This window comes from Rhodococcus sp. 06-418-5, from assembly GCF_002258285.1.
In the GTDB taxonomy this organism is placed as follows: domain Bacteria; phylum Actinomycetota; class Actinomycetes; order Mycobacteriales; family Mycobacteriaceae; genus Rhodococcoides.
In genome coordinates, this window is the sequence record NZ_NOYE01000014.1 from 340,751 (window position 1) to 360,856 (window position 20,106).

Here is a 20,106-nt window from a genome sequence, read left to right on the forward strand (position 1 = left end):
GCCCCCTGCTGCGGCACCGATTCTGGCACATGTGGGCGCTCACGAGCCGACCGTCGGGAATTGCATCGTTGTAATTAGCCGGGCTCGTCCCACCGCTGATCAGCGGTGGGACGGTAAGTCTCAACTTCAACTCGAGACCCACCTGTCACACGCCCCGTCGATGCGCGACAATGGACCGGTGAACGAGCCCCAGGACCCCTCTGTCGACACCGAGGACAATGCCGTGAAGACCCAGGAACGGGGCTCACGGCTGTACCCCCGCGTGACGAGTTTCCGCTCTCGGCGCGGAGCGCTGACCGAAGCGCAGCAGACCACCTGGGACAACCTGTGGCCGCGCATCGGCCGCGACGTCGCCGACGAGCAGATCGACATCGACGCCTGGTTCGGCCGCAGCGGTCCGGCGATTCTCGAGATCGGCTCGGGTACGGGCACCGCGACCACGGCGATGGCCTCGGCCGAGCCACACGTCAACCTGATGGCCGTCGAGGTCTACCGGCCCGGCCTGGCCCAGACACTGCAGCAGATCGAACGAGAAGGCATCGAAAACGTTCGGTTGCTGCGCGGTGACGCGATGGACGTGCTCGAGAACATGCTGACCTCGGAATCGTTGACCGGCGTCCGCGTCTTCTTCCCCGACCCGTGGCCCAAGGTTCGACACCACAAGCGTCGCCTGCTGCAGGGTCCGACGTTCGCGATGATCGCGGATCGGTTGAAGCCCGGCGGCGTTCTGCACGTGGCAACCGATCATGCCGAATACGCTGAGTGGATTGCCGAGGCCGGGAACGCCGAGCCCGGTCTGACCGTTCTCGATTGGGAGTCGCCCATGACACACGAGCGACCGGTGACCAAGTTCGAGGGCAAGGCACAGCTGGTCGGTAGCTCGGTGACGGAATTGATCTGGGGAAAGAAGACAGCATGAGCGTCAGTACGGACATGCCCGACACCGTGGTCGACCCCTCAGAACTCGGCGCACTCGGTGAATCGCGCCACAGCAAACGCGTCCTGCTGGTGTGGGACGCCCCGAACCTGGACATGGGACTCGGCGCAATTCTCGGTGGCCGACCCACCGCTGCGTACCGTCCGCGCTTCGATGCCCTGGGCCGATGGCTGCTCAGCCGCACTGCCGAGCTCTCCACCTCCGGCACCGCGACGCTCGAACCCGAGGCCACGGTGTTCACCAACATCGCCCCCGGCAGCGCAGATGTCGTCCGACCCTGGGTCGAAGCATTGCGTAACGTGGGTTTCGCGGTGTTCGCCAAGCCCAAGGTCGACGAAGACAGTGACGTCGACGCAGACATGCTCGACCACATCGACTTCCGCAACCGTGACGGCGGCCTCGCCGGTGTCATGGTCGCGTCCGCCGACGGTCAGGCGTTCAAGGGTCCACTGGAGGCCATCGCAGCAACCGGAGTGCCCGTGCAGGTGCTGGGCTTCCGGGAGCACGCAAGCTGGGCTGTCACGTCGGACATCCTGGAGTTCCTCGACCTCGAGGACATTCCGGGCGTCTTCCGTGAGCCACTGCCACGGGTGAGTCTCGATTCGCTTCCCGACGAAGGTGCGTGGCTGCAGCCCTTCCGACCGCTGTCCGCCCTGCTCGTCGGGCGCCAAGGAGTTTCTTAAGTGTTCGCCAGATGGGGAGACATCGTCTACCGCCTGCGGTACACCGTTATCGGTGTCATGGTGGCCGGACTGCTGGGCTTCGCTGCCTACGGTCTCGATCTCAACAGCCATCTCAGTCAGAGCGGTTGGGACGATCCGACGTCGGAATCGGCCCAGGCTGCCCGTCTGGCGGACACGACGTTCGGTCGCGACAAGCAGGGTGACGTCATCGTCCTCTACACCGCACCCGAGGGCTCGACGATCGACGATCCCGAGTTCCAATCCAAGATCGTCGCCAACCTCGATTCGCTCGCCGCCGACCACCCGAACGAGATCGAGAAGGTCAACGGCAGCTACTTCCGCACGGCAACTGCCCCGAACCTCGCCGCCCTCGGTACCACCGACAAGCAACACGCGATTGCCAGCATTGCGATCGCCGGTGCCAACGACACCGAGCTGACCAACAACTTCCAGGCCGTCAAGGACGTCTTCTACATCGACGGTGTGAACGTGCAGGTGACCGGCTTGCAGGCCGTCGCAGGCGCGTTGCAGTCGACGATGGCAGGCGACATCCACCGGATGGAATTGCTGGCCATCCCGGCAGTGGCCGTACTGCTGTTCTTCATCTTCGGTGGCGTCGTCGCGGCTGCCCTCCCGCTGATCATCGGTGGCCTGACAGTCGTCGGTGCCAACGGCATCGTGAAGGCGTTCACCAACTTCACCGAGGTCAACTCATTCGTCGCACCCGTGGTCTCACTCGTCGGCCTCGGGCTGGCCATCGACTACGGATTGTTCATCGTTTCGAGATTCCGAGAAGAACTGGGCGACGGCTATTCGACGCCACAGGCCGTGCGCCGCACCGTCATGACGGCCGGTCGCACCGTGGTGTTCTCCGCGACGATGATCGTCGCGTCCCTCGGTGGTCTGCTGCTGTTCCCGCAGGGCTTCCTCAAGTCGGTGGCCTACGGCTCCATCGCAACCGTGGCTCTCGCAGCTCTGACGGCCATCACGATCCTGCCCGCGATGCTCGCCATCCTGGGACCCCGCGTCGACGCCCTCGGCCTGAAGTTCATGCGCAAGACCAAGTCCAGCGAGGAGATCGAGAACGGCATGTGGGGCCGTCTCACTCGCTGGGTGATGCGCAACCCCGTCAAGGTCACCGTCCCGATCGTGCTCGGCCTGGTGCTCCTGACGCTGCCGGTCGGCAACATCAAGTTCGGCGGCATCAACGAGACCTACCTACCGCCCGACAACGTCACCCGCGAAGCGCAGGGCGAGTTCGATTCGCTCTTCCCCGGCCAACGGACCGAACCCATCAAGCTGGTGATCAGCAACGCGCAGGGTGCCAACCTCGCCGCGATCACCAACCAAGCGAACAACGCTCCCGGCCTGGTCGAGCAGTTCTCTCCGGTCGGTGCCAGCAAGGACGGGATCATCGTCTTCAAGGCAGGACTGGTCGATCGCAACGACTCCAAGCCCGCCATCGACTTCCTGCGCAGCATCGACGTGCCGGACGGAGCGTCGGTTCTCGTCGGCGGCACCCCTGCCATCGAGCAGGACTCCATCAGTGCGCTCATCGACAAACTTCCGCTGATGGCCGTGCTCGTGGTGTTCATCGTGACCCTGCTGATGTTCCTGACGTTCGGATCGTTGGTGCTGCCGATCAAGGCGGTGCTCATGACCGTCCTCGGTCTCGGGGCCACCATGGGCATCCTGACGTGGATATTCATCGACGGCAACGGTGCGGGGCTGATGAACTTCACTCCCGGGCCGATCATGGCTCCGGTCCTGGTGCTGATCATCTCGATCGTGTTCGGCTTGTCCACGGACTACGAGGTGTTCCTGCTCTCTCGTATGGTCGAAGCGCGCGAAAAGGGCGCGAGCACAAGCGAAGCCATCCGTATCGGAACCTCGCATACCGGACGCATCATCACCGCAGCGGCCCTGATTCTCATCGTCGTGACCGGGGCGTTCGCGTTCTCCGATCTGGTGATGATGAAGTACATCGCATACGGCATGATCGCGGCCCTCATCATCGACGCCACCCTCATCCGCATGTTCCTCGTGCCCGCCACGATGAAACTGCTCGGCGACGACTGCTGGTGGGCCCCGCAGTGGATGAAGCGGATTCAGCAGAAGCTCGGACTCGGCGAGACCATCCTCGAGGACGAGCTGCTCCCCATGGCGGACGTGCCCGAGCTCGCTCTCGCAGGCGGTGCACCGTCGAGTACGGTCGCGCCGCCGATGCGTCCGGCACCGCGCCGCAGCGAGCCGCTCACCGAACCCATTCCCGTGGTCGCACCGCACGGCGGGGGCCCGATCCGAGCGACCCACGCGGCGAAGGAAGAATCCCGACGCAGTGTGACAGGGCGTCCGGCAACCCCACCCGAGCCGACCCGTGCGGCTCCCGCCACGCCCGCGGCACCGGCTGCTCGACCTACCCCGACTCCCCCTCGGACCCAGGCCGCTCCGCAGGAACGACCGGCTCCCAGGCCTGCCCCGAGCCGGCCGGTTGCGCCGCGACCGACCGTCGAACCGGAACCGACCCAGGCAGCGGAGGTCGTCCGGCCCGCACCGCCGGTCAACCCGGTGGCAGCTCCCCCGTCGGCGGAGCCGCCCCGCGCACCGAACGCACCGCGTCCACCCGCAGCGCCGCCGAGCCGAACCCGGGCCGCACGCGCACCTCGCGCCGAGGAACCGGATTCCCGTTCCATCGAGAGCTGGCTCGCCGACCTGCGAGCACCCAGCGCATCACCACCCCCGAGCACACCGCGCAACGGTTCGACCGCCAACGGGTCCGATCACAACGGATCGAACCACAGCGCTACGAACCACGGCGGTCGCGACGAGACCAGCTCCCCGCAGAACGGTTCCGATCGCAACGGCCACAGCAACGGGTCCGAACGAAACGGCACCGACCGAAACGGCACCAACGGGTCCGATCGCAACGGCACCGAGCACACCGGTTCCGAACGCAACGGCAGCAACGGATCCACGTCGAGCGAGCCACGGTCCGAGAAGCCGTCGGGCCGCCGATCCGCACCGACCACCGAGGGTGGCGACAGCGGTCGTCATCGCGGCGGCGAGAACGGACAGGTGCTCAGCGTCAGCGAATTGCTCGCACGCGAGCGCAACCGTTCACGTTGACGCTCGTGTGATCGGCTAACCTCCCTGAGCCGAGGTTCACTCACGTGGCGGCGGTAGTCGCGTGCATCCAGGGGGAGTACACACGTGTTCGTTCGATGGGGAAAGTTCGTCCACCGACTCCGGTACGCCGTTCTCGGTGTCATGGTGGCCGGGCTGTCGATCCTGGCCGCGTACGGCTGGGATCTCACCGACCACTTGAGCCAGAGCGGCTTCGACGATCCGACGTCGCAATCCGCGGCTGCGAACAACCTTGCCGAGGCGACGTTCGGCCGTAACACCGAGGGCGATGTAATCGTCCTGTACACCGCGCCGGAGGGGTCGACCATCGACGACCCGGCGTTCGACTCTGCGGTCGTCGGCAGTCTCGATTCGCTGGTGGCCGATCACCCGGACCGCATCGCGAAGATCAACGCCAGCTACTTCCGAACTGCCGAAGCCCCGGTGCTGGCGGCGCTAGGAACCACCGACAAGCAGCACGCCATCGCGAGCATCGCCATCGTCGGTACCGACGACACCGAGCTGACCGAGAACTTCCAGGCCGTCCAGAACGCGTTCTACATCGACGGCGTCGACGTACAGGTCGCCGGCCAACAGGCCGTGGCGGCCGCCCTGCAGTCGACGATGACCGACGACATCCACCGAATGGAAATCCTTGCCATCCCGGCGGTGGCAGTGCTGCTGTTCTTCGTGTTCGGCGGCGTCGTGGCCGCTGCGCTGCCGCTCATCGTCGGCGCGCTGACCGTCGTCGGCGCCAACGGCATCGTGAAGCTGTTCACCCACGTCACCGACGTGAACACCTTCGTTGCGCCGGTGGTGTCGCTGGTCGGACTCGGCTTGGCGATCGATTACGGACTGTTCATCGTGTCGCGTTTCCGAGAGGAACTGGGCGACGGCCGGTCGACGCCTGATGCCGTCCGTCGATCGGTCATGACGGCCGGTCGGACGGTGGCGTTCTCGGCGACCATCATCGTCGCGTGCCTCGGTGGTCTGTTGCTGTTTCCGCACGGGTTCCTGCGGTCGGTCGCCCTGGGTTCGATCGCGACGGTCGCTCTCGCGGCACTGAACGCGATCACCATCCTGCCGGCCATTCTGTCGATTCTCGGCCCACGCGTCGATGCCCTCGGCCTGGCGTTCATGCGCAAGACCAAGTCGTCGGAGGAAATCGAGAACGGGATGTGGGGCAAGCTCACCACCTGGGTGATGCGCAACCCCATCAAGGTGGTCGTCACCATCGTGCTCGGACTGCTGGCGTTGACGCTTCCGATCGGGAACCTCGCGTTCGGCGGCATCAACGAGACGTATCTGCCACCGGACAATCCGACGCGGGTGGCGCAGGAACGGTTCGACGAACTGTTCCCCGGCCAGCGCACCGAGCCGATCGAATTGGTCATCCAGAACGCCCAGGGGTCGAACCTGGCCGGCATCACCACCCAGGCGAACAACGCACCGGGCCTGGTCGAGCAGTTCACCCCGGTCGGTGCGAGCAAGGACGGGATCATCGTCTTCAAGGCCGGACTGATCGATCGCAACGACGCAGCGCCCGCCATCGAGTTCCTGCGCAGCATCGACACTCCCGAGGGCACCTCGATGGAGGTGACGGGAACGCCTGCGATCGAACGGGATTCGATCGATGCGCTGGTCGATCGTCTACCCCTGATGGCGGTACTGGTCGTCATCGTCGTGACCGTACTGATGTTCCTGACGTTCGGATCCTTGGTGTTGCCGATCAAGGCGGTGCTGATGACGACCCTCGGGCTCGGTGCCACGATGGGCATTCTGACGTGGATCTTCATCGACGGCCACGGCGCGGCGTGGCTGAATTTCACGCCAGGGCCGATCATGGCGATGATTCTGCTGTTGATCGCCGCCATCGTGTTCGGGCTGTCCACCGACTACGAGGTGTTCCTACTCTCTCGTATGGTCGAGGCACGCGAAAATGGTTCCAGCACAAGCGAAGCCATCCATATCGGCACTTCGCACACCGGACGCATCATCACCGCGGCAGCATTGATCCTCATTGTCGTCACCGGAGCGTTCGCGTTCTCCGATCTGGTGATGATGAAGTACATCGCGTACGGCATGATCGCGGCCCTCATCATCGACGCCACCGTCATTCGCATGTTCCTGGTACCCGCGACAATGAAACTGCTCGGCGACGCGAGCTGGTGGGCACCGGCGGGCATGAAGCGCATGCAACGCAGACTCGGACTGGGCGACACGGCTCCGAAAGACGACTGACGCGCCGCCGCCCCCACAACGCGTCAATGGACCACTGCACCGCCGAGACGTATGCAATGGTCCATTCATGCGGTGTGGCCGGGCTCGGGTCGGACGCGTGAATGGACCACTGCACTCCTCAGACGTATGCAGTGGTCCATTCACGCGGTGTGGGGAGGTCAGGAAGACACTGCCGCACTCTCTCGGTCCGCGAACACCTTCGCGTAACGGGTGCCCGCGATCAGCAGCAGTAGTCCCACTGCGATGAAGGCGATGACTCGGAACAGTCCGTCCAGGGCGACGAGGTCGAACAGGAACAGTTTTGCGATGGCCGCCGCGGTCAAGGACAGTCCGGCCAGCAGTGCCAGATGCGCGTGGGTGACACTGCGCAGCCCGAATGCCAGGAGTGCGAAGGCTGCGATCATCCACTCGATGGTCGCCGCGGTGTGGCCTGCAGTGAATCCCGTTGATTCGCCACCGATTCCGATGCCGAGAGTCACCGTTGCCGCCGTCAGGCCGTACAGCGCGAGTACGCCGGAGACGATGCCGAGGGTCCGCAGTCCGTCGTCGACCGGTTTCAGTTCGGCAAGCACGTACGCGAAGGCGAATGCCGTTGCAGCGAGCAGGATTCCGCCCATGGCGATACCGACGCTGCCCACTGCGTGATCGGAGTCCAGCAGCGCCTGCGGCGGACTGACCGAGACGAACATCAGTGCGCCGATCACACCGAATCCGCTGCCGATCGAGTATGCGAGTGTCGAGCGGGTGCTGTGGGCCACCGCGATCAGGGCCGACGCGACGGCGAACAGCACCACCGGGCGAATCTCGAGGGTCGTCGACTCGACTGCGGCCTGCAGCGTCGCCAGCGCTCCGATCACCGCGACGGCGATGCGAGCGTGCCCCGGCAACCACCTCACCAGAATCACGATCGCCACAGCTGCAGCAGCAAGAACCAGTTGGACAGAGACGGTCGCGGCGCGATCGAAAACGTCGGCAGAGACCAGCACCGGCACAGACGCGAGAGCGATCATGACGGTGGCGACCACATCGGAGACGTTGCGGCGCAGCAACTCCAGTGAGGTTCCGATCCCGAAGACGGCCACCGACACGACGGCCAGGAGCAGCCAGACGTCGCCGGTGGATCCGGACAGATCGACACTCGCGATGGCAGCCAGCACCGCACCGACGAGGGGTACGGTCCGAACGACCTGCAGGAGTGGCCAATTGCGGCCGATCTGAGCCGGAAAGCTGGCGACGTACGTGGCGATGAGGAATGCGATCAGGGTCAGGGTGAGGCCGTCGGTCAGCACCGGTCCACACACCGCGACACCGGCGAGAATCAGCACCGCCATCGGCTGCGACGTCCACTGCACTGCGAGTGCCGTTCCGGCTGCGGCAATTCCGAATGCGGTGATCAGGCCGAGTACGGGATCGAGCCAGCCGTACAGGACGGACGTCGCGAGTACATCGAGGTACAGGCCCGCGATGCCGGTGGCGGCGAGGGCAATTCCGCCGATGCGTCCGCCGGAGCGGCCGAACACTCGGACACCTGCACCGATCAGCGCGAGTGAGAACACTGCGCCCGCGGCGACCCGCAGCGGAGGGCCGAACCACCCGGCCTGTGCGGCGAGGACGAGCAGCATCACGACACCGACGAGGGTGACGCCTGCGCCTGCGACAGCCAGCAGACGACTGATGACACCGTCACGCTGCCACCACGGTTCGCGCGGCGGAGCCGGCGGGCGAGGCACGACGACCGGTCCACTGGGTGGTGCGGGGTAGGTCATGGCGGGCTGGGGCCGAACCGTCTGCTGCCCCACCGGCTGACGGACGATGTGGCCGAACGGCTGACCGTAGGGCTGCGGAGGCAGCGGTGGTGACGCCACCGGCGGCGCAACGGCAGGAGCTTCCGGTGCCGACGCCTGCCGCGTGGGAGCGGAAGCCGTTGCGGCACCGAGCTGGGACTGCAGGTTCTGCAGGTCGACGGCCACCTGGCGCATGTGGTCGCCCAAGGAATCGAAGCGGCTGGACAGTCGCGCGACGAGTTGCGGATCCAGCCCGGAGCTCTGGGGAGAAGTCATGGGTTAGATCCTGCGACCGTGGCGGCCGGAAAGCGTGAGTAGTGCTACTCGGATTGCTCGAGTAGAAGCGCCTCGCTAGCCGAACATACGACGAATCGAGCTACCGAACGGATGCTTGGCGGTCACCGAACCCAAGCGAACCTTCCCCGAGACCACGAGATGCAGCGGCCCGTACGGAGGCCCGGTGCGGACCTTGTTGGTGGCGCTACCCGCCACCGTCTCGACGCGGTTGAGATCGACTGTCGCTTCGGTGGGCACGATCAGTGTCACGGTGCTGCAGTAGTCGTCGACGTGGATCTCGACCACCTGCGTGGACATGACCGCCTGGGTGAAGTCGAGTGTCACCGTCGACATGCGGGTGGAGACGCGCATGCTCGGCGGCACGTTCCACGGTCCCTTGCGGGTGATGGTGGACATGGTGCCGCGCAGTGTGTCCGACGCGCCGCTGCCGTGTCCCCAATGCTCGTGAACGACGCGGCGCGCCGTCGGTTGCGGGGTGGGCGCGGGAAAGGGCTTCGGTGCCGGGCGATGTTCCTCGGCGATCTGCATTCCGGGCAGGTCGGCGAGTACCGAGTTGAGTTCACCGCGGGTCTTCGACGCCAATGCGGTGTCCATTCGCTCGGTGAACTCACCGAGCGACAACATGCCCTGGCCCACCGCGCGCTGCAGCAGCTGCCCGACGTGTTCGCGTTCGGCATCGGACACTCTCAGATCCCTCGCCTCCATGGGTTCAGGGTAGCGAAGATCTCAGGCTGCGCGACCGCCGAGAACGGAGAGCATTCCGGACACCGACGCCGGCCATCCGAACTGTTCGGCGCGCAACCTGGCGGCGGTGCGGCGGCCGTCGACGGGTAGTTCGAGTACTCGTTCGATCTCGGCGGCGAATCCATCTGCGGTGTTCTCGGAGGATCCGCCGCAGTGTGGGGTGACGATCTGCGCCAGCGCCGAGGTCTCGGAGACGACGACGGGGGTGCCCGCGGCGAGCGATTCCAAGGCAGCGAGACCGAACGTCTCGTGTGGTCCCGGTGCGAGAGCGATGTCCGCGGAGGCCAGCAGGGCTGCGACGGCCGCTCTGCCGTCGACGAAGCCGAGGAAGTCGACGGGTAGGCCGCGGGCACGTCGTTCGAGGCCGGCTCGGCGGGGGCCGTCGCCGGCGATGATCAGCCGCGCCCGCATTCCCGAATCACACAGCGCAGCAAGCGAATCGATACTTCTTTCGACGTGCTTCTCCACCGACAGCCGGCCGCAGTGCACCAGCAGGCGATCGGCGTCGCCCAACCAGGCCGACCGGTTGCCCACGTGCCGACGCCGCGGATGGAACAGGTCGAGGTCCACGCCGAGCGGCACTCGGTGCACGTTGCGCACTCCGATGCGCTCGAATTCCTGCTGCGCGAACTCCGTGGTGCACACGACGGCGTCGTACTGCTCGGCCGTACGCCGATTGGCCAGGTCCGCGATGGGGCGAGCACAGCGCATCGGCATCGTCTGCGCGAGCAGCCGGTCCAGACGTTCGTGAGAGATCATCACGCTGCGCACGTCTCGGCGCGCGGCCCAGGCACCCATGCCGCGCAGTGTCAGTCGGTCCGATACCTCGATCACGTCGGGCCGCAATCCGGCCGCCACCGAGGACACTCGGCGCGGGTCGGCCACCCGATACCCACCGGTGAGCGGAATCCGCGGTGCCGGCACCTCGATGCGCACCACTCCCGACGGGAGCAGCGTCTCACTCCGTCGATCGCCCGGCACGATCAGAGTCACCTCGTGGCCGCCGGCCACGTATCCCGATCCGAGCTGGTCGACGGCCGTCCGCAAGCCGCCGGACCTCGGTCCGTAGAAGTTGGCCACCTGCACGATGCGCACCCGACCAGTCTCCCCAGCCGAGAGTCCGCCCGACGGCGCGGTGATGGACAGTGGCCGAACCCTCACGTAATTCTGTGTGGGGATCGCTACCAACGGGTAGGTGAGGCAGATGCGAGTGACACTGCAATCGACCGGTACCGCCCCCGCCCCCGAGGTCTGGGAACGCTACATGGAACCGACGGCCTGGAAGACCTGGGCTCCACAGATCATGGGCGTCGAGTACCGCGGTGAACGCCTGGACGCCGACACCACCGGCCGAGTGCTGGGGCCGCTCGGGCTGCCGATCGACTTCCGGGTGCATTCGGTCGACGAGCGATCGTGGACGTGGGCATGGTCGGCCTGGTTCCAGAATCAGGCCATCGGGGTCGACCTGACGCACGGCGTCGTCTCACGACCCAACGGGACCAGGGCGTGGTTGACGATCGACGGCCCACTGCCACTGGTTCTGCCGTACGTGCCGATCGCCAAGTTCGCGCTCGGCCGGTTGTGCAGTCCGTAGCGCTACTCGGACCGTGTGACGGTCTTCTCCTCGGACTTGTCGGCCACGTCGGTCGGCTCGGGCGTCGGTAGCGAGGACTCCTCGCCCGACCCGTCCAGGTGGCCGTCGAACTCGTCGATTGCCTCGTCGCGCTCGGCACCGGTCTGATCGAGATCGGCGTCGACCCCCTTCGAGTGCTTCGCCGGGTCGACGGTGGTGTCCACTGCATTTTTGTTGTCGGTCATGGAATGCAGAGTGCCCCTCGGCTACCGACGCAAACCCTCACAGCCCTTTTTCGATGACGTATCGGGTCAGTTCGACGCGGTTGGCCAGCTGCAGTTTTCGCAGGGTCGCCTGGACATGATTCTCGATGGTGCGATGGCTGAGCGTCAGTCGGGTCGCAATCTGCTTGGCGCTCAATCCCTTTGCGACCAGGCGCAGCACTTCGGTCTCGCGGTCGGTCAGCGTCGGGCGAGTGTCGGATGCAGGCTCGGGCGAGGACGACATCCGCCGGAACTCTCCGAGTACCAGGCCCGCGAGACCAGGTGTGAACACCGCCTGCCCGGCCGACGTGGCACGGACCGCGTCGAACAGTTCTTCGGCCGATGCGCTCTTGACCAGGTAACCGGTCGCACCCGCCTTGATCGCGTCGAGCACGTCGCTGCGTTCGGCGGAGGCCGAGAGCACCAGGATCTTGGTCTCGGGCGAGGCGTCCAGGACGGCGACGGTGGCATCGGCTCCGTTGCCGTCGGGCAGATGCATATCCATCAGCACCACATCGGGTGTGGTCGCTCGGGCGCGACGCCCCGCAGCGGCGACGCCGTCCGCGGTGGCAACGACCCTGAATCCGGCGGCCTCGAGATCCCGGGCGACACCGTCGCGCCACATCGGGTGGTCGTCGACGACCATCACCGCGATGTCGGCATTCGCTTCCTCTGTCATTCCGGTCCCTTCGCTCGCGGAATGCGGATCTCCCATTCGGTTCCCTCACCCTCGTCGGTGTCGAGTATCGCAGTACCGCCGAGAGATTCGACGCGGCCGAGGATCGATTTCGAGACGCCCATCCGACCCTCGGCCTCGGCGGCGGCGAGCCGTCCGGCAGGGATTCCGCGGCCGTCGTCGCGGATACTGACGATCAATTCCCCGTCGACGTCCTCGAGCAACACGTAGGCCTTCGCATCGGCTCCCGCGTGAAGTTCGACGTTGGACAGTGCGGTGGCCACGACGGCGGCGAGTTCCTCGGCGACGTCGGATTCGACCAGCACGGGATCGGCGGGCGTCGACACCGCGATCGATGTGCCCGCCTGAGTTCGCAGCAGCGCCCTGACGTCGACGATCGAGCCGGTGTGGTCGTCCCGAGGAGCTGCCTGTTCCGAGATCAGTACACGCAGAGCCACTTCCTGCTCGCCGGCCAGCTCGGCGAGTTCTGCTGCCGGCCCGCCTATTTCGAGACCACGCCGTCGTACCAGGGCCAATACCTGCAGCACTCCGTCGTGCACCTGCCGGGCCAGCCGCTCCCGCTCCTCGGTGATCGCGGCCGATCGTGCTGCGCGGCGCAATTCTTCGTGAGCGCGCCTGGCGGTGTTCGACGCCAATCCCAGTGCCAGTCCGGCCGAGAGCAGGACCGGGGCGGTGGCATCGGACCAGAGATCGGAGTCGAAGCGGTCGCGGACGAGTGCGCTGACCACCGACATCGCCACCCCCGATGCAATTCCGCCCTTGGGGCCCAACAAGATTGCGGCAGAGATGACGGCGTTGGTGGCCCACAGGGTGGTCGGCAGAGTCTGGCGGGTGCTGTACCACTCGTAATCGGCCACCAACCTCGTCGACGCCATCAGCGCGATGACGATGACCTGATCGGCGAGCACCACCTGCCAGCGTGGCAGTGATGCGCGTGCGAGCATCAGCGCCGATGCCCCGGACCACACGGCCATCAGAGCGACGAGGAACCAGCTCAGCCGCGGGTTGGTGTAATTGTCCACGGTCGCGGCCTGATAACTGATCGCGTAGACCAGTGTGATCAGCCGGAAAGCCTGCGAGGCCCGCCAGAGCGGGGTGTCGGGATCGGACGAGGTGAGCGTGGTCCGTACCCGGTCAGCCGTCCGCATCGGTCTTCGGACCTGCTGTCTCGGTATCGGCAGCCTCGGTATCCGGGGTCGTCAACTCTCCCTTGGCAAGCCGCTCAGGCACGTCGCTTCCGGGCGGAGTGTCCGGATTGCTCGGCTCGGCGGAATACAGCGGGTCGGGCACCTCGAGTTCCTCGTAGACCTCGTCCGGGTCGTCGGCGAGCAGCGACCGCACGGCGGTGTTGAGGACGGCGACGATCGGCACCGCCAGCAGGCCTCCGACGATGCCCGCGAGCAGAATGCCGACGGTGATGGACAGGACCACCGCCAACGGGTGCAGTCGCACGGCGCGGCCCAGCAGGAGTGGTTGCAGCACATGGCCTTCGAGCTGCATGACGGCCACCACTATGCCGAGGGTGATCACCGCGGTGATCAGGCCCTTGGTGACCAATGCGATGAACACCGCGACGAATCCGGTCAGCACCGCACCGATGATCGGGATGAATGCTCCGATGAACACCAACGAGGCCAATGGAAGAGCCAGTGGCACACCGAGAATGGCCAGACCGGCACCGATGCCGACGGCATCGGCGGCCGCGACGGCAACCGTCGCCCTGACGTATCCCACCAGGGACCCGAAGCCCTGGATGCCGGCGGTGCGGATTCTTCTGCGGGCCGCGGTCGGCGCCAGTCGGGTGACGAACTGCCAGATCTGATCGCCGCCGTACAGGAAGAAGATGAGGGTGAACAGTGTCAGCAGTGCGCCGGTGAGAATTTCACCGATCACCGCTGCGGTCGTCAGGGCTCCGCTCGTAACGGCTTCCTGATTGTCCTGAATGACCTTGACGAGGCTGTCGGTGGCCTGCCTGATCTGATCCTCGCTGATGTGCAAGGGACCGTTGCTGAGCCATTCTTCGATGCCGTTGATGGACTGGGTGAACTGGTCACCCACCTGCGGCAGGCCTTCGATGAACTGCTCGACGATGAAGGTCATGATCCCGGCGACGACACCGATGCTGGCGATGATCACGACGATCACCGCGACGGCACGAGGCACTCCGCGTCGGTGCATCCAATCGACGACGGGAACGAGCATCGCCGACGCCAGGAGCGCCAGGCCCAACGGAATGACGACGGTGCTGAGCTTGGCCACGACCAGGCAGAACGTGATGAATCCGGCAAACAGGACAAGCAGTCGCCACGTCCATTCCGCGCCGACCCGCACCAGTGGATGCACCGAATCCGCAGCCGAAGTGGGGCCCGGGGACGCCCCCGTACCTTGCGCCCGCAACTCGTCGGTGCTCACCCGCTAAATTTAACCCGTGCTGGCATCTTTCCGAGCGGTCTCGCTCACCCTGAAGAGTCGCTGGCCGCTCTATATGCTCTCGATGCTCATCGCCAATGTCTTCGGTGCGGTCCTCGTGTTCGCCTTCGTGCGATACGGCCTGCCCATCCCCGAATCGCAATCGATCGTCGCCGACCGCGTGCGCAACGTGTACATCTTCGGGGCGTACCTATTGGTGGCCCTGGTCGTCAGCCTGATCTATGCGTACTTCCTCCTACGGTCGGTGATCAGGTGGCAGCTCCGCGGCGGCCCACCCACCCGCAAGGAACAGATGACGACGCTGCACGCGCCGTTGCGTCAGGCGATCGTGCACCTCATCCTCTGGATCATCGGCGGCATCATCTTCGTGCTGCTGACCATCGCGGAGATGCCGTCGCTGTCCATCGCCGTCATCGTCACCGTCGGTATGGCCGCCACCGTGACGTTCGGATTCACGTACATGCTCGGCGAACGGATCCTGCGACCGGTCGCGGCACTGGCGTTGAGCGAGGGCCGATTCGACCGCACCATGACGCCCGGCGTCGGCACCCGCATGGCCATGACGTGGGGACTGGGCACCTTGATGCCCGTCATCGGCATCATCCTGCTGTGCGCCACGCAGATCACCACCGATCTGGTGTTCTCTCCCAACGCGCTCGCGGTGGCCATCATCCTGCTCAGCGTGCTGGCGATCGTGCAGGCATTCGTGCTCTCCATGCTCACCGCGAGCCAGATCTCCGACCCGATCAGCCAGCTGCACCGCGCCATCGAGCGCGTTCAGCGCGGCGAAACCGACGTCGAGGTCGACGTGTTCGACGGCTCCGAGATCGGACGCCTACAGGTGGGCTTCAACCGAATGATGGAGGAATCGGCCGAACGACGCGTCCTGCGAGAGCTGTTCGGCCAACACGTCGGTGAGGACGTGGCGCGTCGGGCATTGCAGTTCGGAACCGAACTCGGCGGCGAGACACGATTCGTCGCAGTGCTGTTCGTCGACATGGTCGGCTCCACCGCCACCGCATCCGAGCGCCCACCGGGCGAGGTCGTGGTGCTGCTCAACGAATTCTTCCGAGTGGTCGTCGACGTCGTGGGACGTCATCACGGCTTCGTCAACAAATTCATGGGCGACGCGGCCCTCGCGATCTTCGGTGCCCCACTCGATCGTCCCGACGCCCCGACCGCCGCGCTCGCCGCCGCGCGCGAACTCAGATTCGCGCTCGACGAGATCACCGGCCTCGACATCGGCATCGGTGTATCCGCGGGTCTGGCCGTCGCCGGAAACATCGGTGCGTCGGAGCGCTTCGAGTACACGGTCATCGGAGACCCGGTCAACGAGGCCTCGCGACTCACCGAGCTCGCCAAACTGCGTCCCGGACGCGTCCTGGCGTCGACCTCGGCCCTGTACTTCGCCGACGACGAGGAACAGGAACAGTGGGAGCTGGGAGACCAGGTGCAACTGCGTGGTCGACGACGGGCCACCCACCTGGCCTGGCCGGTGGACTATCCCGATTCCTCCTCGCGCGACAGTTAGTCTGACAAGGTGCCCGACCCCAGCTCCACCCGCGGACCCGCAGTGCGGCGTCCGCGAAACCGACTGCGGTGGGTCAAGTGGATCGCCGGAATCGCCCTGGTGGCGCTCCTGGTCGGCGAGGCGATCTACCTGTGGCCGCGGCTGCACGAATCCTGGACAGCCGTCCGCGAGATCCACTGGGGTTGGCTGGCGGCCTGCATAGTCGCCCAAGCGGTGTCGCTGAGCGCTTTCGGCAGGGTGCAGAAGCAGTTGCTCGACGCAGGCGGAGTGAAGGTGCGTCAGCGCAAGTCCGTGGCGGTCATCTACGGCAGTACCGCGATGGCGCTCACCCTTCCCGCAGGCCAGGTGTTCTCCACGGCGTTCACCTATCGCGAGACACGCCGCTGGGGAGCGAGCCCGGTCGTTGCGTCCTGGCAGTTGGCGATCTCCGGCGTCATCGCCGCGGCAGGACTGGCCGTGCTCGGCGTTGCGGGCGGACTGGTGGTCGGCAGCTCGTTCAACACGTTCACCGTGGTGCTCCCGATCGCAGGCGTCATCGCCATCGTCGCCGCCGTTCGCTACATCTCCGATCACCCCGAGTCGATCAAGACCGTCGCGCGCTGGGGACTGCGGAGATACAACGCGTTCCGCAACCACGAGCTCGACGCGGGTGCCGAGGGGATCGACAAGATCATCGGCCAGATCCAGTCCGTTCAGCTCGGCAAACGCGACGGGGCGCTCACCCTCTCGTGGTCGGCCGTGCATCGACTCGGCGACGTCGCCTGCCTGGCGTTCGCGTGCTTCGCCGTCGGCGCAGATCCGCGACTGTCCGGTTTGCTCATCGCTTTCGCGGCGGGCAAAGCCGTCGGATCCGTTCCCCTCGCACCCGGTGGCCTCGTCGTCGTCGACGCCACCCTCATCGCGTTCCTCACCAGCGCTGCCTCGATCAGTGCATCGCAGGCCGTCGCCTCGGCCCTGGTGTACCGCGGCGTGAGTTTCATCCTCGTCGCCATCGTCGGGTGGATCGTGTTTCTCGTGCTGTTCCGCAAGCACCAGCACGCCGATCTCGAGTTCGACATCGCACTCGAGCAGCAGGAGACCGCCGAGCTGCGACGTACCGAGGACATCCGCGACGCCAAGGGCGATCCGGAGACCGCGTAGCGTCACGAGCTGTGTTGTCCGTCACCTTCTGTTCACTCGGAATATATACGGACCCTGGTCCGCTTGTGTACTATCAGCATTGAAACTTCAACCCCTAGGAGTCCCCATGACCACCGCGATCGCACTTCCCGAGCTCACCGCAGGCACCTGGGTCATCGACCCGGCGCACTCCACCGTTGGATTCACCGTCCGCCACCTGGTGGTCAGCAAGGTCCGTGGCCGTTTCCAGAACTTCAGCGGCACCATCACCGTTGCCGAGGACGGCACGCCGTCGGTCGACGCCGAAATCGACGTCGCGTCCATCACCACTGACAACGAGCAGCGCGACGGCCACCTCAAGACCGCCGACTTCTTCGAGGTCGAGAAGTTCCCCACCGCGACGTTCAAGTCCACCTCGGTCAAGGCCGACGGCGGAGACTTCGTCGTCACGGGCGACTTCACCCTCCACGGTGTCACCAACTCCATCGATCTCAAGCTCGAGTTCAACGGCGTCAACGCAGGCATGGGCAACGGACCGGTCGCCGGCTTCGAGGCCAGCACCGTCATCAACCGCAAGGACTTCGGCATCAGCATCGACATGCCCCTCGAAGGCGGTGGCGCTGTCGTCGGCGACAAGATCACGCTGAACCTCGAAATCGAGGCCGGACTGCAGGCGTAAGTCCGCCTCGCTTCGCCCCCTCTTCCGGATCAATGCGACTTCGTTGCAGTCCACGCGACTGACACCCACATCGATCCGCACCGGTTGGTCCCCCGAACGGCCCGCACCGCATTCGTCGGTGCGGGCCGTTCGCTGTCGGTGTCTACAGTGGTGCGCGTGAAGTTTCGTTCCCCAGTAGTTGCTGCCGTCATCGACCTGCTCATGGTCGTGCTGTTCGCCGCGATCGGTCGGCGCAGTCACGCCGAGGCCACTGCACTGTCCGGCCTGTTCCACACCGCCTGGCCGTTCGTCGTCGGTGCCGCCATCGGCTGGATCATCGCGTTCGCCTTGTACCGCAACAAGTTCGACGCTTTCCTCATCGTCCCGACGGGCATCGTCGTGTGGGTGATGACGGTCGCGGTGGGCATGGTGTTGCGTGCGGTGACCGGGCAGGGAACAGCCGGATCGTTCATCGTCGTCGCAACGCTGTCCACCGCAGTTCTGCTGCTGGGTTGGCGAGCGCTGGCGAAGTTCGTGCCGAGCGTTCGTTGACTGCAGAGTTCGTCGAGAACGGCCTCGGCGCGATAGGATGATCCACGGTGCGCCGGGAAGTCTGGTCGGCAACAACTCTGTGCTGCGCACCCACTGCCTGACATTCGGTCGGTTCGCAGCTCGACGAAGCTACCGAAAGGCGTTCTCACCGTGACAGATTCATCGACTCCACCCACACGATTGCCGCTGTTCTCCCGCGGCTCCTGGTCCGAGGCCGACCGCGTCGCGCAGATCCTTCGCAAGGAGACCGTCGGTGGAGCACTGCTTCTCGTCGCCACCCTCGTCGCACTGATCTGGGCCAACTCACCCTGGTCCGCGGCATACGACTCGCTGATGAGCACCCGGGTCGGCCCCTCGGCGCTCCATCTCGATCTGACGCTCTCGACGTGGGCCGCGGACGGGCTGCTGGCCATCTTCTTCTTCGTCGTCGGACTCGAGCTCAAGCGAGAATTCGTCGCAGGCGACCTGCGCGATCCGGCACGCGCCGCGTTACCGGTGGCCGCGGCGGTCGGCGGAATGGCAGTTCCTGCAGTCATTTTCGTCCTGATCAACCTCGGCACCGGAGACGGAGCTCTGCTCGGCTGGGCCATCCCGACGGCAACCGACATCGCGTTCGCCGTCGCCGTTCTCGCCGTGATCAGCACCCACCTGCCGACTGCATTGCGAACCTTTCTGCTGACTCTGGCCGTGGTCGACGACCTGCTGGCCGTCAGCGTCATCGCAATCTTCTACACCGACGACATCAACTTCGTCGCGCTCGGCCTGACGCTGATTCCGCTCGCGCTGTTCGCCGTGGCCGTACAGATGCGCGTTCGCTCCTGGTGGATACTGATCCCACTGGCTGTCGTGACGTGGGTTCTCATGCACGAGTCCGGCGTTCACGCCACCGTCGCGGGCGTGCTGCTCGGCTTCGCTGTTCCGGTCATGCGCAGCAAGGCCAACGGTGGCCCCGAAGCAGGCCCCGGCCTCGCCGAGCACTTCGAGCACAAGATCCGGCCCATCTCCGCGGGCATCGCGGTTCCCCTGTTCGCATTCTGTGCGGCCGGTGTGACCGTCGGCGGATTCTCCGGCCTGCGAAGCGCTCTCACCGATCCGATCGCCATCGGCATCATCGCCGGCCTCGTCATCGGCAAGGCCGTCGGCATCTTCGGCACCACCTACCTCGTCTCGCGGTTCACTCGGGCCACACTGGATGCCGGACTGAAATGGCTCGACGTCCTGGGCGTCTCGATGCTCGCGGGTATCGGATTCACCGTCTCGCTGCTGATCGGCGACCTTGCCTTCGGCGAAGGAACCGAGCGCGACGACCACGTCAAGGTCGGCGTCCTGACCGGTTCGATCATCGCAGCATCGTTGGCCGCCATCATCCTGCGCAGCCGCAACAAGGCCTACCGGGACTTCCACATCGAAGAAACCCGCGACGACGACCACGACGGCATCCCGGACGTGTACCAGAACCGGAAGTAGCGACCGT

General features: G+C 65.7%; 17 protein-coding genes. 10 read left to right on the forward strand and 7 right to left on the reverse strand.

The genetic code is table 11. The features are described 5' to 3' along the window. Positions 1-160 precede the first annotated feature (160 nt). The 4 genes from trmB to CH274_RS11560 all read left to right on the forward strand — a co-directional run bounded on the left by trmB (position 161) and on the right by CH274_RS11560 (position 6,984). Positions 161-919, forward strand: a complete 759-nt coding sequence (gene trmB, locus CH274_RS11545; RefSeq protein WP_094630552.1) for a tRNA (guanosine(46)-N7)-methyltransferase TrmB — start codon at positions 161-163, stop codon at positions 917-919. 14 nt (positions 920-933) lie between these two features. Beyond that, positions 934-1,620 carry an NYN domain-containing protein gene (locus CH274_RS11550; protein ID WP_230596976.1) on the forward strand — a complete coding sequence of 229 codons (687 nt, stop codon included), beginning with the start codon at positions 934-936 and terminating at the stop codon, positions 1,618-1,620. Then, entirely contained in the window at positions 1,621-4,746 is a 3,126-nt protein-coding gene (locus CH274_RS11555) for an MMPL family transporter (protein WP_094657499.1), read from the forward strand. It abuts the gene before it with no gap. A gap of 84 nt (positions 4,747-4,830) precedes the next feature. Then, positions 4,831-6,984 carry an MMPL family transporter gene (locus tag CH274_RS11560; RefSeq protein WP_094657500.1) on the forward strand — a complete coding sequence of 718 codons (2,154 nt, stop codon included), beginning with the start codon at positions 4,831-4,833 and terminating at the stop codon, positions 6,982-6,984. A gap of 158 nt (positions 6,985-7,142) precedes the next feature. On the opposite strand, the gene CH274_RS11565 is transcribed toward CH274_RS11560, so the two are convergent. The 3 genes from CH274_RS11565 to CH274_RS11575 form a co-directional block, all read right to left on the reverse strand. Continuing rightward, positions 7,143-9,044, reverse strand: coding sequence for a DUF2339 domain-containing protein (locus tag CH274_RS11565; protein ID WP_179275710.1), 1,902 nt, complete (start codon positions 9,042-9,044; stop codon positions 7,143-7,145). A 75-nt stretch (positions 9,045-9,119) separates the two neighbouring features. Then, the gene (locus CH274_RS11570) at positions 9,120-9,770 is read right to left on the reverse strand and encodes a DUF1707 SHOCT-like domain-containing protein (RefSeq protein ID WP_032396661.1); all 651 of its coding nucleotides are present in this window, start codon (positions 9,768-9,770) and stop codon (positions 9,120-9,122) included. A gap of 21 nt (positions 9,771-9,791) precedes the next feature. After that, the gene (locus CH274_RS11575; protein ID WP_094646062.1) at positions 9,792-10,904 is read right to left on the reverse strand and encodes a glycosyltransferase; all 1,113 of its coding nucleotides are present in this window, start codon (positions 10,902-10,904) and stop codon (positions 9,792-9,794) included. 109 nt (positions 10,905-11,013) lie between these two features. Between CH274_RS11575 and CH274_RS11580 the strand changes: the two genes are divergently transcribed. Beyond that, positions 11,014-11,403 carry a MarR family transcriptional regulator gene (locus CH274_RS11580; RefSeq protein WP_094657501.1) on the forward strand — a complete coding sequence of 130 codons (390 nt, stop codon included), beginning with the start codon at positions 11,014-11,016 and terminating at the stop codon, positions 11,401-11,403. A gap of 2 nt (positions 11,404-11,405) precedes the next feature. Here CH274_RS11580 and CH274_RS11585 read toward each other — a convergent pair whose 3' ends face one another. Genes CH274_RS11585 through CH274_RS11600 form a run of 4 tightly spaced genes read right to left on the reverse strand, consistent with a single transcriptional unit; the run spans position 11,406 to position 14,685 of the window. Then, positions 11,406-11,627: an autophagy-related protein 2 gene (locus CH274_RS11585; RefSeq protein ID WP_094657502.1), complete on the reverse strand. Its 222-nt coding sequence runs from the start codon at positions 11,625-11,627 to the stop codon at positions 11,406-11,408. Positions 11,628-11,664: 37 nt separating this feature from the next. Then, positions 11,665-12,324 carry a response regulator gene (locus CH274_RS11590; RefSeq protein ID WP_094657583.1) on the reverse strand — a complete coding sequence of 220 codons (660 nt, stop codon included), beginning with the start codon at positions 12,322-12,324 and terminating at the stop codon, positions 11,665-11,667. Further along, complete coding sequence (gene macS, locus CH274_RS11595) at positions 12,321-13,490, reverse strand: MacS family sensor histidine kinase (RefSeq protein ID WP_094657503.1); 1,170 nt, start codon at positions 13,488-13,490, stop codon at positions 12,321-12,323. The genes CH274_RS11590 and macS overlap by 4 nt, the downstream gene beginning before the upstream one ends. After that, the gene (locus CH274_RS11600; protein ID WP_052683830.1) at positions 13,477-14,685 is read right to left on the reverse strand and encodes an AI-2E family transporter; all 1,209 of its coding nucleotides are present in this window, start codon (positions 14,683-14,685) and stop codon (positions 13,477-13,479) included. The genes macS and CH274_RS11600 overlap by 14 nt, the downstream gene beginning before the upstream one ends. Positions 14,686-14,827: 142 nt before the next feature. Here CH274_RS11600 and CH274_RS11605 point away from each other — a divergent pair, with 142 nt between their 5' ends. The 5 genes from CH274_RS11605 to nhaA all read left to right on the forward strand — a co-directional run bounded on the left by CH274_RS11605 (position 14,828) and on the right by nhaA (position 20,099). Then, positions 14,828-16,303, forward strand: coding sequence for an adenylate/guanylate cyclase domain-containing protein (locus tag CH274_RS11605; RefSeq protein WP_045200526.1), 1,476 nt, complete (start codon positions 14,828-14,830; stop codon positions 16,301-16,303). Between the two features lie 9 nt (positions 16,304-16,312). After that, a complete protein-coding gene (locus tag CH274_RS11610) occupies positions 16,313-17,443 on the forward strand; it encodes a lysylphosphatidylglycerol synthase transmembrane domain-containing protein (RefSeq protein ID WP_094646065.1) in 1,131 nt (376 codons plus the stop codon). A 106-nt stretch (positions 17,444-17,549) separates the two neighbouring features. Beyond that, positions 17,550-18,101, forward strand: coding sequence for a YceI family protein (locus CH274_RS11615; RefSeq protein WP_045197294.1), 552 nt, complete (start codon positions 17,550-17,552; stop codon positions 18,099-18,101). A 147-nt stretch (positions 18,102-18,248) separates the two neighbouring features. Further along, positions 18,249-18,632 (forward strand): DUF3054 domain-containing protein, encoded by a 384-nt coding sequence (locus CH274_RS11620; RefSeq protein WP_176459091.1) that lies wholly within the window; start codon positions 18,249-18,251, stop codon positions 18,630-18,632. 150 nt (positions 18,633-18,782) lie between these two features. Next, positions 18,783-20,099: a Na+/H+ antiporter NhaA gene (nhaA, locus tag CH274_RS11625; RefSeq protein WP_045197296.1), complete on the forward strand. Its 1,317-nt coding sequence runs from the start codon at positions 18,783-18,785 to the stop codon at positions 20,097-20,099. Positions 20,100-20,106 lie beyond the last annotated feature (7 nt).

What these genes read in the sequence shown, in the direction of transcription:
- trmB (WP_094630552.1), top strand. Translation starts at nt 161, where the DNA reads ATGCGCGACAATGGACCGGTGAACGAGCCCCAGGACCCCTCTGTCGAC.
- CH274_RS11550 (WP_230596976.1), top strand. Translation starts at nt 934, where the DNA reads ATGCCCGACACCGTGGTCGACCCCTCAGAACTCGGCGCACTCGGTGAA.
- CH274_RS11565 (WP_179275710.1), bottom strand. Translation starts at nt 9,044, where the DNA reads ATGACTTCTCCCCAGAGCTCCGGGCTGGATCCGCAACTCGTCGCGCGA.
- CH274_RS11570 (WP_032396661.1), bottom strand. Translation starts at nt 9,770, where the DNA reads ATGGAGGCGAGGGATCTGAGAGTGTCCGATGCCGAACGCGAACACGTC.
- CH274_RS11580 (WP_094657501.1), top strand. Translation starts at nt 11,014, where the DNA reads ATGCGAGTGACACTGCAATCGACCGGTACCGCCCCCGCCCCCGAGGTC.
- CH274_RS11585 (WP_094657502.1), bottom strand. Translation starts at nt 11,627, where the DNA reads ATGACCGACAACAAAAATGCAGTGGACACCACCGTCGACCCGGCGAAG.
- CH274_RS11590 (WP_094657583.1), bottom strand. Translation starts at nt 12,324, where the DNA reads ATGACAGAGGAAGCGAATGCCGACATCGCGGTGATGGTCGTCGACGAC.
- macS (WP_094657503.1), bottom strand. Translation starts at nt 13,490, where the DNA reads ATGCGGACGGCTGACCGGGTACGGACCACGCTCACCTCGTCCGATCCC.
- CH274_RS11605 (WP_045200526.1), top strand. Translation starts at nt 14,828, where the DNA reads ATGCTCTCGATGCTCATCGCCAATGTCTTCGGTGCGGTCCTCGTGTTC.
- CH274_RS11615 (WP_045197294.1), top strand. Translation starts at nt 17,550, where the DNA reads ATGACCACCGCGATCGCACTTCCCGAGCTCACCGCAGGCACCTGGGTC.